The organism is Gluconacetobacter dulcium (assembly GCF_014174165.1).
GTDB classification, from domain to species: domain Bacteria; phylum Pseudomonadota; class Alphaproteobacteria; order Acetobacterales; family Acetobacteraceae; genus Gluconacetobacter; species Gluconacetobacter dulcium.
Genome location: NZ_JABEQN010000019.1, coordinates 77,793 through 96,614, shown reverse-complemented (window position 1 = coordinate 96,614; position 18,822 = coordinate 77,793). Strand labels below are relative to the sequence as shown.

Below are 18,822 nucleotides of genomic sequence, written 5' to 3'. Positions count from 1 at the left end.
GAACTGCCCCAGCATGTCCGCCGACATCGCACGCAATACGCGCGGATGCACATTCACCGGGCCAGGCCCCATCAGCAGCCGATGCGGCGGGTCAATCTGTCCGAACACCCTATCTTTCCTCCTGCGTCAGCGCCGCTCCGGCGCCCGCTCCCGTCTGTTCGAACCGGCTGACGAAGGCCGTCATCGCCTCAAGCGCCACCTGCACGTCCTCAACCTCGACCGCCTCGGCGGGGTTGTGGCTGATCCCACCGCGACAGCGCAGAAACACCATCGAAACCGGCGCCAGCCGCGCCATCACCATCGCATCATGCCCGGCACCGCTCACCAGCACGCGCGGCGCGGCCCCCGTGACCGCACTGACCGCATCGGCCATCAGGGCGCTCAGTCCGCTGTCGCACGGCGTCGCCGGCAGATCCTGCTGAAGCGTCAGCTCCAGCCCCACGCCGCGCCGCGCGGCAATCTCCGGCAGCACCGCCTGAATGGCCTCGGCCGCACGGTCGCGTACCCCGTCCACGCCAGCCCGAATATCGATGCTGAAAGTGACGGCACCCGGCACCACGTTCGGCACACCCGGCCCGACCTCCATCCGCCCGACCGTCGCCACCAGGTCTTCAGGCCCGGCACCGCCGATCCGCTCCACCGCCAGCACCATCTCGGCGGCGGCGGCCAGCGCGTCATGGCGCAGGCGCATCGCCATGGTGCCGGCATGCCCCGCGACCCCCGTCACCACGGCGCGAAAGCGATATTGGGCGGCAATGGCGCTGACGACGCCCAGCGCATGGCCTTCGGCCTCCAGCACCGGCCCCTGTTCGATATGCGCCTCGACATAGGCCAGAACGTCCTCGCGTTCCCGCGCCGCATCGACAAAGCGCGTCACGTCGAGGCCGAAACCATCCAGCGCCTCGGCCAGCCCCACGCCCGCCGCATCGACCAGCGCCAGATCCTGATCCCCCAGCACCCCGGCCACGGCGCGCGTGGTCAACATCGAGACCGGAAAGCGCGACCCCTCCTCGTCTCCGAAGCCGATCACCTCGATCGCAAAGGCAAAGCGGCGTCCGCGCTCGGCAAACCACGCCACCGTCTCGATCCCCAGCATCACGCCCAGCATGCCGTCATAGCGCCCGCCGTCACGCACGCTGTCGACATGCGAGCCGATCACCAGCGCCGGCGCATCGGGGTGCCGGCCTTCATAGCGGCCGACGATATTGCCGGCGGCATCGACCCGCGCGGTCATCCCCGCTTCGGTCATCCAGGCCGCGATCCGGTCCAGCGTCGCCGCATGCCCCGCCCCCAGATAGGGGCGGAACAGATGATCGTCGGAATCCGAATAAGGCGCGACGCCCAGATCGTCACACCGCGCGACCGCGCGCAGGCCAGACGCCGTCTCGCGCGCAGGCATCTTCACCATGCCGCCACCATCCCGTCGCTGCGCGGATCGGTCGCCCCTTCGATCAGGCCCGACGGATGCAGCACCAGCGCCCCGGCATGTCCCATCGTCGCGGTAAAGGCCGGCATGGGCTCCAATATATGCCCCGCCGCCGCCATCCGCGCGATCACCTCGGGTGCGAACCGGTCCTCATATTTCAGGCTGGTGCTGGTCTCGCCCCAGGTCCGCCCCAGCAGCCAGCGCGGCGCCGTCACCGCCTGCTGCAAAGGCACGCCATAGCGGGCATAGCGGGTAAAGACCGCCGCCTGCGTCTGGGGCTGCCCCTCGCCGCCCATGGTGCCATAGACCATGGTGCGCCCATCGGCGAAGCGCGCACCGGCCGGATTGAGCGTATGGAACGGCTTGCGCCCCGGACGCAGCGCATTCCACCCCGTCTCGGCCAACTGGAAACTGGCCCCGCGATTCTGCCAGACGATCCCGCTGCGCGGCAGAACCACGCCCGAGCCATATTCGAAATACACGCTCTGGATCATGCTGACGGCAACACCATCGGCATCCACCGCGCCCATCCACACCGTATCGCCCATCTGCGGCGGATGCGGCCACGGCGCCGCAATTTCAGGATCGATATCCAACGCCATGCGATCCAGCGCCATGGCGTCGTCCAGCACCTCCTGCGCCGCCACAGACATGAAGGCCGGATCGCCCACATGCGTATCGCGATACCGAAAGGCCTGTTTCGTCGCTTCGACCAGCCCGTGGAAATAATCGAACCCGTCGACCTCTTCGGCCCGCAGCCGGTCGAACAGCGCCAGGATCAGCAACGACGCAACACCCTGGGTCGGCGGCGCCATGTTGAACAGCCGCGCCCCCGCGATATCGACATGCAGCGGCGGCCGCGCCTGCGCATGGTGCGTGTTCAGGTCCGCCAGATCCAGCGGGCTGCCCAACTGGCGCAGATCCTCGGCCAGATCCCGCGCCAACGCACCGCGATAAAAGGAGTCCAGCCCGTCCCCCGCCAACCGGCGCAATGTGTGCGCCAGGGCCTGGTTATGCAGGATATCGCCCGCCTGGGGCGCATGTCCGCCCGGCAGGAAAAACTGCCGGAAACCGGGAATGGCCGCCAGTTCGCCCATCTTGGCGGCGGTCAGCGCGGCGCCCCCCTCGGTAATCGGCACGCCCTGCTCGGCATAATAGATCGCATCCCGCAGCAGCCGATGCAGGCCCAGCCCAGGCTGCATCGCATGGCTCCACTCCAGCGCGAGATCCCATCCGGACACCGTGCCGGCCACCGTATTGGCCGCCAGCGGCCCGCGCCACGGAATCGTATCGCACCCGGCAGCCCGATAGAATGCCAGATCGGCACGCCGCGCGGCGGCCCCGCAGGCATCGATCGTCTCGGTCCGGCCATCGGGCCACATCACCAGCCAGAAGGCATCGCCGCCGATGCCGGTCATGTGCGGATAGACAACGGCCAGCGCCGCCGCCGTCGCCACCACCGCCTCGATCGCCGTGCCGCCGTCGCGCAGCACGTCCAGGCCGGCCTGGCTGGCCAGATGATGAGGGGATGTCACCATCCCACGCAGGGAACGGGGAGTATTCAGCATGGCCTAACGTCCCTTCACTGCCGGAAGCGGCACCCTGCCGACCAGCCCCGCCCGCGCCAGCGCGCCGGCCAGGGCAAACAATGCGGCTTCCCGCCCCGGCGCCGCAATCAATTGCATCCCCAGCGGCAGGCCACCGGTGCCCAGCAGCGGCGCGCTGAGAATCGGCACGCCCGCCAGACTCAGCGGCTGCGTATAGAGGCCCAGATTGGCCCGCGCCGAGACGACCTGCCCATCCACCACGATGGTCGGCTGATCGACCGACGGCGCCTCGCCCACCGTCGCCGGGGCAATCAGCACATCCGCCGAACGGAACAGCGCATGGACCTGCTCGCGGAACCAGCCACGGAACCGATGCGCCTGCACCAGCGTGGCCGAGGGCAGCAGCGCCCCGGCAATCAGCCGGTCACGGGTCGCGGGGTCATAGCGCAGCGCATGCCTGCGCAGGCGCGGCAGATGCAGCGTCCCGCCCTCGGCCGCCGTAATCAGGAACGACGCGGCGCGCGCCCGCGCCACCTCGGGCAGTTCCACCGTCTCCAGCCCGCCCAGATGCGCCGCCACCGCGTCGATCGCACCGACCAGCGCGTCCGACAGATTGGTGCCGAACCACCCGCCCAGCTTCGCAACCCGCAGGTCCGATGCCGCCGGCAGTTCGGGCATCGGTCCGCCGGCCATGACTTCGTACGCCACACGCAGCCCATCCAGCGTCCCGGCAAACGGCCCCACCACGTCCAGACTGGCGGAAAAGGGATAGGCCCCCTCGCGCGGCACGCTGCCAAGCGTGGGTTTCAGCCCCCACACGCCGCACAGCGACGCCGGCACGCGAATCGAACCGTTGGTGTCCGACCCCAGCGTCAGCGGCAGCAGCCCCGCCGCCACGGCGGCCGCCGAACCACCCGACGACCCACCGGCCAGCCGCGCCGTGTCATGCGGATTGCGGGTGATGCCGTAATGGGCATTGTCGGTGGCGAATCCGTAGGCGAATTCGTCCATGTTCAGGCTGGCGACCGGAATCGCGCCCGCCGCGCGCAGGCGCGCGACCACGGTGGCGTCATGCGCCGCCGGCGGCGATTCCCGCAACACCACCGACCCCGCCGTCGTCACCTCCCCGGCCACGTCGAACAGATCCTTCACCCCGAACGGCACGCCCGCCAGCGGCCCCGGATCGTCGCCGGCGGCAAGGCGGCGGTCGATCCGCTCGGCCTCGCCCACCGCGCGCGGCCCGAAAATACGGGTCACGCTGTTGATGGATGTGTCACGGACCTGAATCGCGGCGATCGTTTCCGTCATCACGGAAACGGCGCTGCGGCGCCCCTGGCGGATATCGGCGGCAATGGCCAGCACGTCGAACGGATCACTCATGGCGGGCGTGCTCATGGACGGTATTCGTATGCCGGTTCACACGTATCCGGCAGGGCAAACCCATGGACCAGATCGGCATAGCGCCGCAGCAGCGCCCGGTTGGCCACCACGCCCGGCAGGCATGATCCGTCGATGCTCAGGCCGATATCGCGCGCGGTGGCGATGACGATCGCCTCCTCCGGCACGAAGCTGTCACCATCCTGTTCGCTCATGGGCTTGTCCCCTCCCGTTGCCTGCCGCGCCGCCACGCCGGCAGAATCACGCGGGATCATGCATCCGGAGGGTCGAGGCTGACCAGTTCCGGCGTGACATAATTCAGCAACTGCTCAAGGTGCCAGGCCCCATCGGCCACGAACAGATCCCGCCCCAGCCCCCGCGCCAGCCGCTCCACGCCAAAGCGCATGCCGCTGATCGACGCCCCCGACAGCCCCATGCTGGGCGTCGCGCTGAAGGTGAAATTATGGATGTTCGCCAGCATCGGTGCCAGCGGATCGGCCGCGTCGCGCGGCAGAAACTGGTAGGACTCGCCCAGATAAGGGTGCGCCGCCAGCACGGCACTGTCCTCGCCCTCCGGCGGGGTAAAGCGATCGCGCCACAGCGCCACCGACCCGGCGAAGGACGCGGTCTCCGGCCGCAATGCCATATCGACGGCAAAGCCGGTGCCGATGATCACGAAATCGAATCGCATCTCGCCATCGGGCGTCCGCACGACGATGTCATCGCCCTCCATCCGCGCCCCGGTCCAGCCACAGCCGGTATGGTAGCTGAAAGTCGGGTGCCGACGGCAGCGCCAGAACGTATCCTGCGGCGGCGGCTGGTTCAGTTCGTAGATATGCCGCATGAACCGCCAGCGCAGCGTATCGGACAGCGCGGAGAAATGGGCCAGGAACCCGGCATTCTCCATCCAGCGATAAGGATTCACCGAGGGAATGACCCGCCGGCGCAGACACAGCGCGACCGAGGCGGCCCCTTCCTCCAGCGCCGTCGCGGCATTGTCGAAGGCCGACGCCCCCGCCCCCAGCACGCCGATCCGCTTGCCGCGCAGGGCGGCGAAATCAATGGGCTCGGACGTATGCGCATAGCGTTCGCGCGGCAGGGCCTCGCGGATAAAATCCGGCACATGCCACCGCCCGCCACCGTCGATCCCGGTCGCCAGCACCAGCTTGCGCGCCAGATGCCGAAACTCCCGTCCCTCAGCGTCCACAAAGGTCAGGCGCAGCAGCCCGTCTTCCCACGCCACATGCGTAAACGTGCGGTCGTTCTCCACCGGCAGGTCCAGCACGGCGCGATACCAGTCCAGATAGGACTGCCAGTCCCCACGCGGGATCTTGTCCAGATTCTCCCACGCCTCGGCGCCATACCGCGCTTCATACCAGGCGCGCGGCGTCAGGTCCGGAATCCCCAGATCCGGGCCGGTGACATATTTCGGCGTCCGCAACGTGATCATGCGGGCGAAGGTGATCCACGGCCCCTCGCCGCCGCGCGATGCCCGGTCGAAAATCCGGACATTGCTGATATTGCCGCGCTTCAGCGCAAAAGCCGTGGCCAGCCCACCCTGGCCCGCGCCGACGATGGCGACATCCAGCACCGGCTCGCCATCGCGCGTCAGGCGCGGCGTCCAGTCATGGCGCGGATAGTCGATAACGGCCAGATCCCGCCTGACCTGGGCATCGAGCGCCGCAAGGCGTTCTTCCGGCGTTTCTCCCGTTGAACGATTATCGTGATCGGCAGCCATCCACGCCTCCTTGCTCTTCCCTGGTCGGACAGGTCCATGGACCGACGGCGCGGGTCCGTGTCCCCCGACACGGACCCTGGGTTCCCCAACCCGCACCATCACGGCACCGAAACTAACCGGACAGGGGGGCGTTCCGTCCAGTAGAATAAATTGACCATTACGTTGCCCGTTCGGCAACAATTCCAGATAACGTAAAATCACCAAAAAGAATCATAATATATTGTTTTTAAAAATTATCTATTCCGCAACAAGGTCCTCGGTCCCCAGAATGCGTGCGGCCTCTTCCTGTTCCCGCAGGGCCTCGCGCACCTCCACGATCAGCCGCTCCAGCGCCGGGGGCAGCCACCGCGCCTCGCGGACATACACACCCAGATCGGTCATGGCCCTCGGGTCGTCCAGCGGCACATGGGCCAGCGCGCCGCGCCCGATATCGAACGCCAGCGCCAGCCGGGACTGAAAGGCCAGGCCCGCCCCGGCCGCCACCATCCGGTTGGTCAGTTCGATCGACCCGGTTTCCAGCACCACATCCAGCCTGTCGCGCCAGGGGTGGAGCATCGGCTCCATCACCTGATGAAGCGACAGCGATTCGCTCGGCAGGATCAGCCGATAATCCAGACAATCCTCCATCCGCACGCTACGCCGGCCGGCCAGCGGATGGTCGGCCGGCATCACCACCCCCACCGGAAAGCACGCCACCGCCACGCGGCGCAGATCGTCCGGTTCGTTCAGCGAGAACGCGATGCCCAGGTCCGTCGTGCCGCCGCTCAACGCCGCCACGATCTGCGCGGGCGACCCCGTCTCCGCGTGCAGGTCGATATCCGGCCAGACTCGGGTCATGCGCGCCAACAGCCGCGCCATCAGGTCGCCAGCAATGCCTTCCACCATCATCACGCCGATGCGCCCCCCCCGCATCCCCGCCAGGGCTGCGATCTGCTCGTCGGTCCGCACGGCATCCTGCATGACGGTGACGATGTGCCGGGCCACGATTTCCCCCACCGCCGTAAGCACCATCCCGCCCGGCAGACGGTCGAACAGCGGCGCGCCGATCTCGTCCTCCATCTGGGCGATCTGCCGCGTCAGGGCAGAGGGCGTCACGTTCAACTGCCGCGCCGCCTCGCGGATCGAGCCATGGTCGCGCACCGCGTTGAAATACAGGATGCACCGCGCATGCAGCCGCATCATGTGCTGGCTTCGAGCCGACCGCCTCATGTCCTGTTCCCCATGCCTACTGCTCCGCTCCCGCATCATCGCCATGCAGCAGGCGTTCGACAATTTCCGCCGCCACCAGCGCCGCGATAATTTCCGGCCGCTTGTCGCGGATGCCCCGGTCCCCGATCGGGCACACCAGCCGCGCGATCCGCTCCGGCCCCAGACCCACGGCGCGAAACCCGGCCTCGAACCCCCGCCGTTTCGTCCTGGACCCGATCAACCCGACATAGCGGAGATCATCCCGTTCCAGTGCCGCGCCGACGATCAGCGCATCCAGCCGATGGCTGGGCGTCAGCACCAGAACGCCGGCCCCGGCCGGCGCGGCCGCCAGCACCTCTTCCCAGCTTTCGGTCATCCGCACCACAACCCCGTCGGGCACCAGCCCGAACTCTTCCTCACGCGGATCGACCCAGACCAGACGCAAAGGCAGCGGCGCCAGCGCGCGGGCCAGGGCCCGCCCCACATGCCCTGCCCCGAACAGCAGCAGATGCGGCAGCGCCGCCCGCGCGGTTTCGGCATCGCGCACGATCGCATCCAGCATCACGTCATCCGCGCGCTCGATGCGCACGCGCACCCGGCCGCCGCAGCACTGCCCCAGTTCCGGCCCGAGCGGAATCTCCAGTTCCCCCGCCGTACCGGTACCGGCCAGCAAGGCCCGCGCCCGCGCCACGCACTCCCACTCCAGCCGCCCCCCGCCGATCGTGCCGACCAACGCGCCCGGCACCACCAGCATGAAAGACCCGGCCTCGCGCGGGGTCGATCCCACGGCCGCGCGGATACTGACGCGCGCAACGGGCCACCCGTCCCGCCGCCAGCCAGCCAGCGCCGCGATCATGTCGTCCATGGCCCGAACGGCCGTCAGTCTCCGGCTCCGGCATCCACCCGCGCGGCGGCGCGGGCACGCATCCGCTCGGCCGCGCGCAAGATCGCCTCGGGCGTCGCCGGCGCATCCAGACCGGGGCAGGAGCGATACCCATCCAGACTGGCCAGCGCATCCGAAATCGCATGCAGCACCGCCACCCCATGCACAAAGGGCGGCTCCCCGACCGCCTTGGAGCGAAAGATCGTCTCCTCCCGATTGGGCGCCCGCTCCAGCAGGGCGACGTTGAAGATGCCCGGCCGGTCGGAACAGGCCGGAATCTTGTAGGTGCTGGGCGCATGGGTGCGCAGCCGTCCGCTGTCGTCCCAGACCAGTTCCTCGGTGGTCAGCCAACCGGCCCCCTGCACGAAGGCCCCTTCGACCTGCCCGATATCAATCGCCGGATTCAGCGATTGCCCGGCATCATGCAGGATATCGACCCGCTCGATCCGCATCTCCCCGGTCAGCAGGTCGATGGCAACCTCCGCGCACGCGGCGCCATAGGCAAAATAGAAGAACGGCCGCCCCCGCCCCGTATCCGGGTTCCAGGAGATTTTCGGCGTCTTGTAAAAACCGTTCGACGACATCGACACACGCGCGAAATAGGCAGCCTTCGTCAGGTCCGGGAACGGCACCACCGTCTCGCCGACATGCACCCCGTCCGGCAGAAAGCGCACCGCATCCTCCGGCACGCCCCAATGCCCGGCGGCAAACGCAACCAGCCGCCCCCTGATCCGGCGCACGGCATCCAGCACCGCCATGCCGTTCAGGTCCGCACCACTGGAGGCCGCGGTGGCCGAGGTATTGGGCACCTTGCCGGTGGTGGTGGCGGTAATCCGGACCCGGTCGGCCGGCAGGCCGAATTCCCGCATCGCAATCTGCACCATCTTGGTGTGCAGCCCCTGCCCCATCTCGGTGCCGCCATGGTTCACCTGCACCGAACCATCGGTATAGACATGCACCAGCGCACCCGCCTGATTGTAGTGGGTGGCGGTAAAGGAAATGCCGAACTTCACCGGCGTCAGCGCAATCCCGCGCCGAATATGCGGGCTGTCCTCATTGGCGGCCCGGATCGCGGCACGGCGCGCGCGATAAGCGCACCCCTCGGCCAGTTCCACCATGATCTCCGCCGCGATCGAATCCTCGACCGTCATATGATACGGCGTCAGGTCGCGCGTGCCGGTGCCATAGACATTGCGCAGCCGTACATCCAGCGGGTCCAGCCCGGTGGCGAAGGCAATCTCCTCGATCACCCGTTCCGCCGCCACGATCCCCTGCGGCCCACCGAAACCGCGATAGGCGGTGTTGGACTGCGTATTGGTCTTCAGCGGTTCCGAGCGCAGCCGCACATCGGGATAATAATAGGCATTGTCGGCATGAAACAGCGCCCGATCCGTCACCGGCCCCGACAGGTCGGCCGACCACCCGCACCGCGCCGCCAGCACCATGTCCACGGCGCGGATGCGCCCGTCATCATCGAATCCCACCGTGTAATCGACCGCGAAATCATGACGCTTGCCCGTCATCATCATGTCGTCGTCGCGATCCAGCCGCATCTTGGCCGCGCGCCCGGTCAGTTCGGCCGCCAGCGCCGCCAGACAGGCCGGCCCGTTGGCCTGCGTCTCCTTGCCACCAAACCCACCACCCATGCGGCGGATCTCGGTCGTCACCAGATTGCTCGGCCGATCGAGCACATGCGCCACCATATGCTGGGTCTCGGTCGGATGCTGGGTGGAGGACCAGACCCGCATCTCCCCCTCCTCGCCCGGCTGCGCCAGCGCCGCCTGCCCTTCGAGGTAGAAATGCTCCTGCCCCCCCATCACGATCCGGCCCGACAGGCGGCGGGGCGATTCCGCCAGCCCCTTTTCCACATCGCCACGCCGCATGGTCAGCGCACGCCACACCAGCGCACCACCGGCGGCCCGTGCCTGGTCGATATCCAGCACGGCCGGCAGGTCTTCATAAACGATCCGTGCCAGACGCGCCGCCCGCCGCCCCTGGCCGCGCGTCTCGGCGACAACGGCAAAGATCGGCTGCCCATGGAACGACACGATGTCCGACGCCAGCAGCGGCTCGTCATTCTTCCCCACCGGGCTGATCTGGTTGTGGCCGGGAATATCCGCCGCCGTCAGCACCCGCACCACACCCGGCGCGGCGCGCACGTCATCCAGATTCATCGAAACAATTCGCGCATGCGCCCGTGTACTCAGGCCCGGCACCACATGCACCAGCCCCTTGGGCTCCGGCATGTCGTCGATATAGGCGGCGGAACCCGAGACATGCATCGCGGCACTCTCATGCCGCAGGCTCTGCGACGCGCCACCGGCCACCACCGCCGCACACGCATCAGCCGCAAGACCGATCACCAGATCAGACATGGGCCACCTCCCGCCCCCGCCCGGCCAGCCGCGTTTCAGCGCGCGCAACCCCCGGCGCCGTCTCGGCGAACAACCGTGTCAGCAGGTTGGCGGCCACCGTGCGACGATACCAGTCGCTGGCCCGCATGTCGGAAATCGGCGCGAAATCGGTTGCAATCGCCGCCCGCGCCGCCTCCAGGGCGGCCTCGTTCCATATCCGCCCCCGCAACGCATCCTCGGTCGCGCGGGCACGACACGGGGTCGCGGCCATGCCGCCAAAGGCAATCCGCGCCTCGCCGATCCGCCCCTCCCCATCCAGCACCAGCGCAAAAGCCCCCAGCAGCGCCGAGATATCCTGATCGAAGCGTTTGGAAATCTTGTAGGCGCGAAACAGCATCCCGGCCGCCGGCACCGGCACGGTCACGGCCTCGACAAATTCACCCGGCTGACGGTCCTGCCGCCCATACGCCAGAAAATAATCTTCCAGCTTCACCACCCGCCGCACAGCACCCCGCCGCAGATGCAACGTGGCCCCGGCGGCGATCAGCACCGGCGGCCCATCGCCGATCGGCGAGCCATTGGCGATATTGCCGCAGACCGTGCCGGCATTGCGCACCTGCGTCGATCCGAGGCGCCGCACGATCTCGCCCGCATCCGGCAGCAACTCCGCCAGCGCGGCACGCGCCTCGCCATAAGTCACGGCCGCACCGATCCGCAGCCCCTCCGCCGTCCGGTCCAGCCCCTTCAGGTCGGCGATCCCACCGATCAGGACGACATGCGGCAGCACCCGCAGCCCCTTGGTGACCCACAGCCCCACATCGGTCCCCCCCGCCACGATCGTGGCCTCCGGGTCCTCGATCAAAGCCGCCGCCAGCGCATCGGCATCGGCCGGAATCGTCAGCCGCCCTTCCGGCGCGGTCATGCAAACCGTCCGCCCATCGCGCAGCGCCACCAGACGGGCCACGATCGCATCCGCCTCGGCGTCGAACCGGTCGGGTCCGGCCGTCATGGCCTGCTTCATCGCCCGCACGATCGGCGCATACCCGGTACAGCGGCACAGATTGCCCGCCAGCGCGTCGTCGATCGGCCCGTCCTCGGCCACCGCCCCCGGCGCCTTGCGATAGGCGACCATCGACATCACGAATCCCGGCGTGCAGAAGCCGCATTGCGAGCCATGCAAATCCACCATCGCCTGCTGGACCGGATGCAGCGCGCCGTCCGCCGCCCGCAGATCCTCGACCGTGAACAACTGCGCGCCGTCCAGCATCGCCACGAACTGGATGCACGCATTCACCGCCCGCCAGACCAGCGAGCCCCCCTCCAGCCGAACGACCAGCACGGTGCAGGCGCCGCAATCGCCTTCGTTGCATCCCTCCTTGGTGCCGGTCCGCCCCCGATGCTCCCGCAGCCAGTCCAGAACCGTCAGGGTCGGCGGCACGGATGCCAGTTCACACAGCGTATCGCCCAGATAGAAGCGGATATGGTCGCGCATCGTTCGGTTCCGTCGAGCAAGTGACATGCCCCGAAGGGCGAATGTCCTGGCTGCCCACCCCCCGCAGGACAGACAACCGGAACGCGGGTCCGAATCACCTCCCCCGAGGCCATCCGGTCCCGACCAGTCTATGGCCTACAGTCGGGGAAGGAAACGGTCGGCCTCACGACGCAAGCCCGTTCACCGCCCCGGTGCCCACCGTCTCGTTGCGCCGGATCTGGGCGGCCATCTCGGGTCCGAAGCACGGCCGTTCCACATACCGTCCCGCCCCCCGCACGGTGCGCAGATCGCCGTCCGACCACACCACGCGCCCGGCACTGATCGTATGCCGCGCCAGCCCGGTCAGGCTCATCCCCTCATAGAGGTTGTAATCCACGTTCTGGTGATGGGTGGCGGCCGAAACGGTGCGGCTGGCCTCGGCATCCCACAGCACCAGGTCGGCATCCGCCCCCGGCACGATCGCGCCCTTGCGCGGATGGATGTTGAAGATTTTCGCCGTGTTGGCCGAGGTCACGGCCACGAATTCCTGCGGCGTCAGGCGCCCGGTCCGCACGCCATGGTGCCACAGCACGCTCATCCGGTCCTCGATTCCCGGCGTGCCGTTGGGGATTTTCGTAAAATCGTCGCGCCCCTGCTCCTTCTGTCCGGCACAGAAACAGCAATGATCGGTCGCCGTCGTCTGCAACTGGCCCGACGCCAGACCCGCCCACAGCGCCTTCTGGTGGTGCTTCGGCCGAAAAGGCGGGCTCATGACATGCCGCGCCGCCCCCAGCCAGTCCGGATCGGCATAAACGCTGTCGTCGATCACCAGATGCTGCGCCAGCACCTCGCCATACACGCGCTGCCCGCGCGCGCGGGCAGCGGCGATGGCCGCCGTCGCCTCCTCGGTCGAGACATGCACGATATAGACCGGCGCCCCCAGCAGCCCGGCAATGGCAATCACCCGCTGCGCCGCTTCCCCCTCGACCGAAGGCGGCCGCGAAAGCGGATGCCCGGCCGGGCCGGTCAGCCCGCGCCGCAGCAGATCCTGCTGAAGAAAGGCCACGGCATCGCCATTCTCGGCATGCACGTTGCACAGGGCACCCAGTTCCAGCGCCCGGCCGATCGAGCGCAGCAGCACGCCGTCATCGACCATCAGCGCGCCCTTGTAGGCCATGAAATGCTTGAAGGAATTAACGCCGCATTCCCGCACCAGCGTGCCCATGTCGGCATGGACCTGCTCATCCCAATGGGTCACCGCGACGTGGAACGAATAATCGGCCACCGCCTTTTCCGCCTTGGCTCGCCAGTCCTTCCAGGCCCCCAGCAGCGAACCACCGCGTTCGGGAATGACGAAATCGATGATCGTGGTCGTCCCGCCGGCCACACCGGCTTCGGTCCCGGTCTGGAAATCGTCGCTGGCCACCGAGCCCATGAAGGGCATTTCCATATGCGTATGCGGGTCGATGCCGCCGGGCATCACCAGCAACCCGCCCGCATCCACGACCATGCACCCCGTCGGCACCTCCAGCGCCGGCCCCACGGCGGCAATCCGCCCCGAATCGTCACACAGCACATCGGCCCGCCGCGTGTCCTCGGCAGTCACCACCGTTCCGCCCTGCACCAGAAGCATTGCTGCCTTTCCCCCCACCGCTATCGCACCCTGGCAGCATGCCATCCGGCGGCCGGATCGGGAATGGTGCAACCCTGTAACAACCGAAATACCGTTTTCCCGCTTGCGCGACGCGCGCAAAGCCTAAAATCTTGTGCCATGTCCCGCCCCAGCCCCCTCGCCCCGTCCCTGACCCTCGCCACCGCCCAGGAGCGGCCGGTCGGGGCGCCCCGCCGCGCCAGCACCGGGCAGATCCTGCGGGCCGCCGAACGGGAATTCGGCCGCGACGGCTACAAGGGGGCCAGCATGGCCGGCATCGCCGCCGCGGCCGGCCTGCCCAAGGCCAACATCCATTATTATTTCGGCACCAAGGAGGACCTGTACCGCGCGGTGCTGGAAAACATTCTGGACAACTGGCTGGGCGACGCAACGGTCTGGATTCACGCCGACGCCACACCCCGCGCGGCGCTGGAAGGCTATATCCGCTCGAAAATCGCCTTCTCGCGCGACCGGCCCGACGCCTCGCGCATCTTCGCGCACGAAGTCCTGCAAGGCGCGCCGAACATCCAGAATTACTTCAACACGTCTCTGCGCGACTACGCCCAGACGCTGGAGGATGTCTTCAGCATCTGGCAGCGAACAGGACAGATGCGCCCCATAAACGGCGCGCATTTCCTGTTCTGCATCTGGGCAATGACCCAGACCTATGCCGACATGAGCGCCCAGGTCTGCACGGTGCTGCGCAAGCCCGCTCTCGCCGAGCAGGATTACAACGACGCCGCCAACACGATCATCACGCTGATTCTAAACGGGATAGAAATGACCTGATATCCGTCCTACGCTTGCATCCGGTGCTCCCCCTCCATCCGTTCTCGCACCCGCATTCACGGTATCGCACCGGTCATCCATTTATCTGACGACACGATCCGCCCCACACCGTCGCATCAGTCGGCGCGGGCAAGGCCAGGCCCGCCGGCAAAACGGCGCGGATCGCATTGCAGGAGAGCAGACATGATCAGTTCGGGCATCCTTCAGGCCGGCGGCAACATCACGGTGGACGGCACGGCACTGTGGGCCGACATCCTGGAAACCGCGCGGATCGGCGGCACCCCCAAGGGCGGCATCCGGCGCCTGACCCTGACGGAGGAAGACCGCCAGGTGCGCGCATGGTTCGCCGCCGCCTGCACGTCCCTGGGCTGCACCGTCACCCACGATTCGATGGGCAACCAGTTCGCCCGCCGCCCCGGCCGCGACGCCGGCCTGCCGCCGATCACGATGGGCAGCCATCTCGACACCCAGCCGACCGGCGGCAAGTTCGACGGCATCGTGGGCGTGCTGGGCGGCCTGGCCGTGCTGCGCGCCCTGCACGCATCGGGCCACGAAACCCGCCACCCGATCGAACTGATCAACTGGACGAACGAGGAAGGCTCGCGCTTCGCCCCCGCCATGCTCGCCTCCGGCGTCTTCGCCGGCGTGTTCACCGAGCAGGAAGCCCTGGACAAGACCGACCGCGACGGCATCCGCTTCGGCGACGCACTGGCGGCCATCGGCTATCGCGGCGCGCCACCCTGCGGCCAGCATCCGGTCGCCGCCTATTTCGAACTGCATATCGAACAAGGCCCGATCCTGGAAGCCGAGGAGAAAACCATCGGCATCGTCACCGGCGTGCAGGGCATGCGCTGGTACGAAGTCACGCTGACCGGGCGCGATTCACACGCCGGCACCACGCCCATGCCCATGCGCGCCGACGCCCTGCTGGCGGCGGCCCGGATCATCGAGGCCGTCAGCACGGTCGCCCTGGCCCATGGGCCGGATGCGGTCGGCACGGTCGGATTGCTGGAAAACCGCCCCAACAGCCGCAACGTCGTCCCCGGCGAAGTCTTCTTCACCATCGACCTGCGCCACCCCGACGACGCGGTGGTGATGGCGATGGAAACCGACCTGCGCGGACGGATCGAGCAGATCGTCACCGACGCCGGAATCGCCCTGGCGATGGAGCGGGTGTGGGACTCGCCGGCCGTGCATTTCGATCCTGCCTGCATCGCCTCGGTCCGCACCGCCACCGAATCCTTCGGCTATCCGGCACGCGACATCGTCTCGGGCGCCGGGCATGACGCCGCCTACATGGCCCGCGTCGCCCCCACGACCATGATCTTCGTCCCCTGCGCGGGCGGCCTCAGCCACAACGAGGCGGAAAGCGCCGAGCCGGGCGATGTCGCGGCCGGCGCCAACGTGCTGCTGCGCGCGGTGCTGGACGCCGATGCAAGACTGAATCCCTAACCATCCCTAACCATATAGTGAGCGGCAACCGGGCAAAAAATCATCTAGCCCGGCGACGCCGCGTGTTCCATCCTGCGATGGTTGCGGGGCCGTGACGGTTATCTCCAGGCCGGACGGACTCGCATGTTCGATCTCAGGAGCCTTCCGCGATGCCGCCGACCAATCACGATGCGTTCTGGATGCCGTTCACGGCCAACCGGCAATTCCGCCGGACGCCGCGCATGCTGGTTGCGGCCGACGGCATGTATTACACGTCCGAGGACGGGCGGAAGGTTCTCGACGGATGCGCCGGCCTATGGTGCGTGAATGCGGGCCATAACCGCCCCCGCATCACCGAGGCGGTCCAGAAGACCATCGCCACGCTGGATTTCGCGCCGACCTTCCAGATGGGCCACCCGCTGGCCTTCCAGGCGGCCGACCGGATCGCCGCCCTGGCGCCGGGCGACCTGAATCACGTCTTCTTCTGCAATTCGGGGTCCGAGGCCGCCGATACCGCGCTGAAAATCGCCATCGCCTATCACCGCGTGCGCGGCGACGGCGCCCGCACCCGCCTGATCGGGCGCGAACGCGGCTATCACGGCGTGGGGTTCGGCGGCATTTCCGTCGGCGGCATCTCCGGCAACCGCAAGCTGTACGGCGCGCTGCTGACCGGCGTCGATCACCTGCCCCACACGCTGGACCTGGAGCGCAACGCCTTCACCAAGGGCCTCCCGGCCTACGGCGCGGAACTGGCCGACAATCTGGAACGCATCGTCACCCTGCACGACCCCTCGACCATCGCCGCCGTCATGGTGGAACCCATGGCCGGATCGACCGGCGTGCTGCCGCCCCCCGTCGGCTACCTGAAGCGCCTGCGCGAGATCTGCGACAAATACGGCATCCTGCTGATCTTCGACGAGGTCATCACCGGTTTCGGCCGCATGGGCGGCACGCCCTTCGCGTCCGAGAAATTCGGCGTGCTGCCCGACATCCTCACCTGCGCGAAGGGCATCACCAACGGCACCATCCCGATGGGCGCCGCGATCGCGCGCGACCATGTGTACGAAGCGTTCATGAACGGCCCCGAAACCGGGATCGAACTGCCGCACGGCTACACCTATTCCGGCCATCCGGTCGCCTGCGCCGCCTCGCTCGCAACCCTCGACACCTACGCCGAGGAAAACCTGTTCGAACGCGCGGGCGACATCGCCCCCTATTTCGAGGAAGCCGCCCACGCCCTGCGCGGCCTGCCGCACGTCATCGACATCCGCAATGTCGGCCTGGTCGCGGGGATCGAACTCAGCCCCCGCCCCGGCGCGCCGGGCGCACGGGCGTACGAGATTTTCGACCGCGCGTTCCACAAGGGCGTGCTGGTCCGCTACACCGGCGATGTCATCGCCATCTCCCCGCCGCTGATCATCCAGAAATCCGAGATCGACCAACTGTTCGGCACGCTGGCCGACATTCTCCGCACGGTCGAGTAGAAGATAAAGGGCACGCATGGCAGACACCACGCCGGCCGGCTACGATCCGGGCCTGTACAACGCCGACCTGGCACCGGTCCCGCCCGCGCGGCGGGACTGGACATGGCTGAACATGGCCACGGTCTGGATGGGCATGGTCCACAATATCGTGGTCTACGAGGCCGCGGCGGGGCTGATGGCCCTGGGTTTCTCGGCATGGGAATGCCTCCAGGTCGTCGCGGTCGCCTATGTCGTCCTGTTCCTGGCGATGTGGTTCAACGCGCGCGCGGGCACACGGTACGGCATTCCGTTCTGCGTGCTGATCCGTTCCGCCTTCGGCCCGTCCGGCGCGCAGGTTCCGGTCCTGCTGCGCGGCTTCTGCGCCATCTTCTGGTTCTCGGTGCAATCCTATGCCGCCGCCCAGGCCGTCGATGCCATCCTCTCGACCCTGATCGGCGGCTGGCGCGCGCTCCATCCGTCGTTCCTGGGCATGCAGGCGCATATGTGGCTGGCCATGGCGCTGATCTGGGCCCTGCATGCCTGGATCGCCGGCCACGGCGTGCATCGCATCCGCAATTTCGAGCTGGTCGCCGGCCCGCTGGTCATCGCCATCGGTCTGCTGGCCACCATCTGGGCGCTCAGGGTCGGCCACGGGCCGGGGCCGTTGTTCGCGCAGCCGTCGCGCCTGCATGGCGGCGCGTTCTGGTCCGCCTTCGCGCTGGGCGTCACCGGCATGATCGGCATCTGGGCGACCTTCGCCGTCAACATTCCCGACCTCTCGCGCTTCGTCCGCTCCGAGCGCGACCAGGTGATCGGCCAGGCCATCGGCCTGCCGGTCACGGCCCTGGTCTTCACCCCGATGGGCATCATCACCACCTCGGCCACCATGATCCTGTTCGGCCGGCCGATCTGGAACCCGGTCGAACTGCTGCTGACATTGAATCACCCCGTGATCACGGTGCTGGGCGGGGCGACGCTGGTGCTGGCCACCCTGTCGGTCAATGTCGTGGCCAACATCATGCCCGCCGCCTACGACCTGATGAACCTGATGCCACGCCGGCTGAATTTCGACCGTGCGTCCTCCCTGGTGCTGGTGCTGGGCGTCTTCTTCGTGCCCTGGATGTGGTTCGACGACGCGGCGAGCATCTATCAGGTGCTGAACGTGGTCGGCGGCCTGCTGGGGCCGGTCACCGGGATCATGCTGGCCGATTTCTACCTGGTGCGCCGCCAGATGCTGGACATACCGGCCCTTTATCGCCGAGGTGACCACTATGACGGACGCAACGGCTGGAATCCCCCGGCACTGGTGGCCTTCGCGGGCGGCGGCGCACTGGCCTCCGCCGGCCAGTTCCTGCCGGCCCTGTCCGGGGTCAGCGCCCTCTCATGGTTCGTCGGCGTCGCGGCCGGCGCCGGGATCTATCTCGCCCTCTCCCCGCGCCACCTTCCCGAGCCGGTGAACCAGAGCATATCGCCGTCGGGCGCCTGATTCCGCTTAACGGGCCGA

At 67.9% G+C, this 18,822-nt stretch carries 14 protein-coding genes; 4 read left to right on the top strand and 10 right to left on the bottom strand.

The window, feature by feature from the left end:
• Positions 1–109: 109 nt before the first annotated feature.
• The 10 genes from HLH25_RS14840 to hydA form a co-directional block, all read right to left on the bottom strand.
• Positions 110–1,408 (bottom strand): allantoate amidohydrolase, encoded by a 1,299-nt coding sequence (locus tag HLH25_RS14840; protein WP_182974804.1) that lies wholly within the window; start codon positions 1,406–1,408, stop codon positions 110–112.
• Positions 1,402–2,994 (bottom strand): gamma-glutamyltransferase family protein, encoded by a 1,593-nt coding sequence (locus HLH25_RS14835; protein WP_182974803.1) that lies wholly within the window; start codon positions 2,992–2,994, stop codon positions 1,402–1,404. Before HLH25_RS14835 ends, HLH25_RS14840 begins: the two co-directional genes overlap by 7 nt.
• A gap of 3 nt (positions 2,995–2,997) precedes the next feature.
• Complete coding sequence (locus HLH25_RS14830; RefSeq protein ID WP_182974802.1) at positions 2,998–4,368, bottom strand: AtzE family amidohydrolase; 1,371 nt, start codon at positions 4,366–4,368, stop codon at positions 2,998–3,000.
• Positions 4,365–4,565 (bottom strand): DUF4089 domain-containing protein, encoded by a 201-nt coding sequence (locus HLH25_RS14825; RefSeq protein ID WP_182974814.1) that lies wholly within the window; start codon positions 4,563–4,565, stop codon positions 4,365–4,367. Before HLH25_RS14825 ends, HLH25_RS14830 begins: the two co-directional genes overlap by 4 nt.
• Before the next feature lie 56 nt (positions 4,566–4,621).
• The gene (locus HLH25_RS14820) at positions 4,622–6,088 is read right to left on the bottom strand and encodes a SidA/IucD/PvdA family monooxygenase (RefSeq protein ID WP_182974801.1); all 1,467 of its coding nucleotides are present in this window, start codon (positions 6,086–6,088) and stop codon (positions 4,622–4,624) included.
• A gap of 237 nt (positions 6,089–6,325) precedes the next feature.
• Positions 6,326–7,297 (bottom strand): LysR family transcriptional regulator, encoded by a 972-nt coding sequence (locus HLH25_RS14815; RefSeq protein WP_182974800.1) that lies wholly within the window; start codon positions 7,295–7,297, stop codon positions 6,326–6,328.
• 16 nt (positions 7,298–7,313) lie between these two features.
• Complete coding sequence (gene xdhC / locus HLH25_RS14810) at positions 7,314–8,141, bottom strand: xanthine dehydrogenase accessory protein XdhC (RefSeq protein ID WP_246402496.1); 828 nt, start codon at positions 8,139–8,141, stop codon at positions 7,314–7,316.
• Positions 8,142–8,155: 14 nt separating this feature from the next.
• Entirely contained in the window at positions 8,156–10,534 is a 2,379-nt protein-coding gene (gene xdhB, locus HLH25_RS14805) for a xanthine dehydrogenase molybdopterin binding subunit (RefSeq protein ID WP_182974799.1), read from the bottom strand.
• Positions 10,527–12,005 (bottom strand): xanthine dehydrogenase small subunit, encoded by a 1,479-nt coding sequence (xdhA, locus tag HLH25_RS14800; RefSeq protein WP_182974798.1) that lies wholly within the window; start codon positions 12,003–12,005, stop codon positions 10,527–10,529. Before xdhA ends, xdhB begins: the two co-directional genes overlap by 8 nt.
• Before the next feature lie 163 nt (positions 12,006–12,168).
• Positions 12,169–13,617, bottom strand: coding sequence for a dihydropyrimidinase (hydA, locus tag HLH25_RS14795; RefSeq protein ID WP_182974797.1), 1,449 nt, complete (start codon positions 13,615–13,617; stop codon positions 12,169–12,171).
• 138 nt (positions 13,618–13,755) lie between these two features.
• Here hydA and HLH25_RS14790 point away from each other — a divergent pair, with 138 nt between their 5' ends.
• The 4 genes from HLH25_RS14790 to HLH25_RS14775 all read left to right on the top strand — a co-directional run bounded on the left by HLH25_RS14790 (position 13,756) and on the right by HLH25_RS14775 (position 18,804).
• The gene (locus tag HLH25_RS14790) at positions 13,756–14,424 is read left to right on the top strand and encodes a TetR family transcriptional regulator C-terminal domain-containing protein (RefSeq protein ID WP_182974796.1); all 669 of its coding nucleotides are present in this window, start codon (positions 13,756–13,758) and stop codon (positions 14,422–14,424) included.
• A gap of 183 nt (positions 14,425–14,607) precedes the next feature.
• A complete protein-coding gene (locus HLH25_RS14785; protein ID WP_182974795.1) occupies positions 14,608–15,876 on the top strand; it encodes a M20 family metallo-hydrolase in 1,269 nt (422 codons plus the stop codon).
• Between the two features lie 149 nt (positions 15,877–16,025).
• The gene (locus HLH25_RS14780) at positions 16,026–17,339 is read left to right on the top strand and encodes an aspartate aminotransferase family protein (protein WP_182974794.1); all 1,314 of its coding nucleotides are present in this window, start codon (positions 16,026–16,028) and stop codon (positions 17,337–17,339) included.
• 16 nt (positions 17,340–17,355) lie between these two features.
• The gene (locus tag HLH25_RS14775; protein ID WP_182974793.1) at positions 17,356–18,804 is read left to right on the top strand and encodes an NCS1 family nucleobase:cation symporter-1; all 1,449 of its coding nucleotides are present in this window, start codon (positions 17,356–17,358) and stop codon (positions 18,802–18,804) included.
• Positions 18,805–18,822 lie beyond the last annotated feature (18 nt).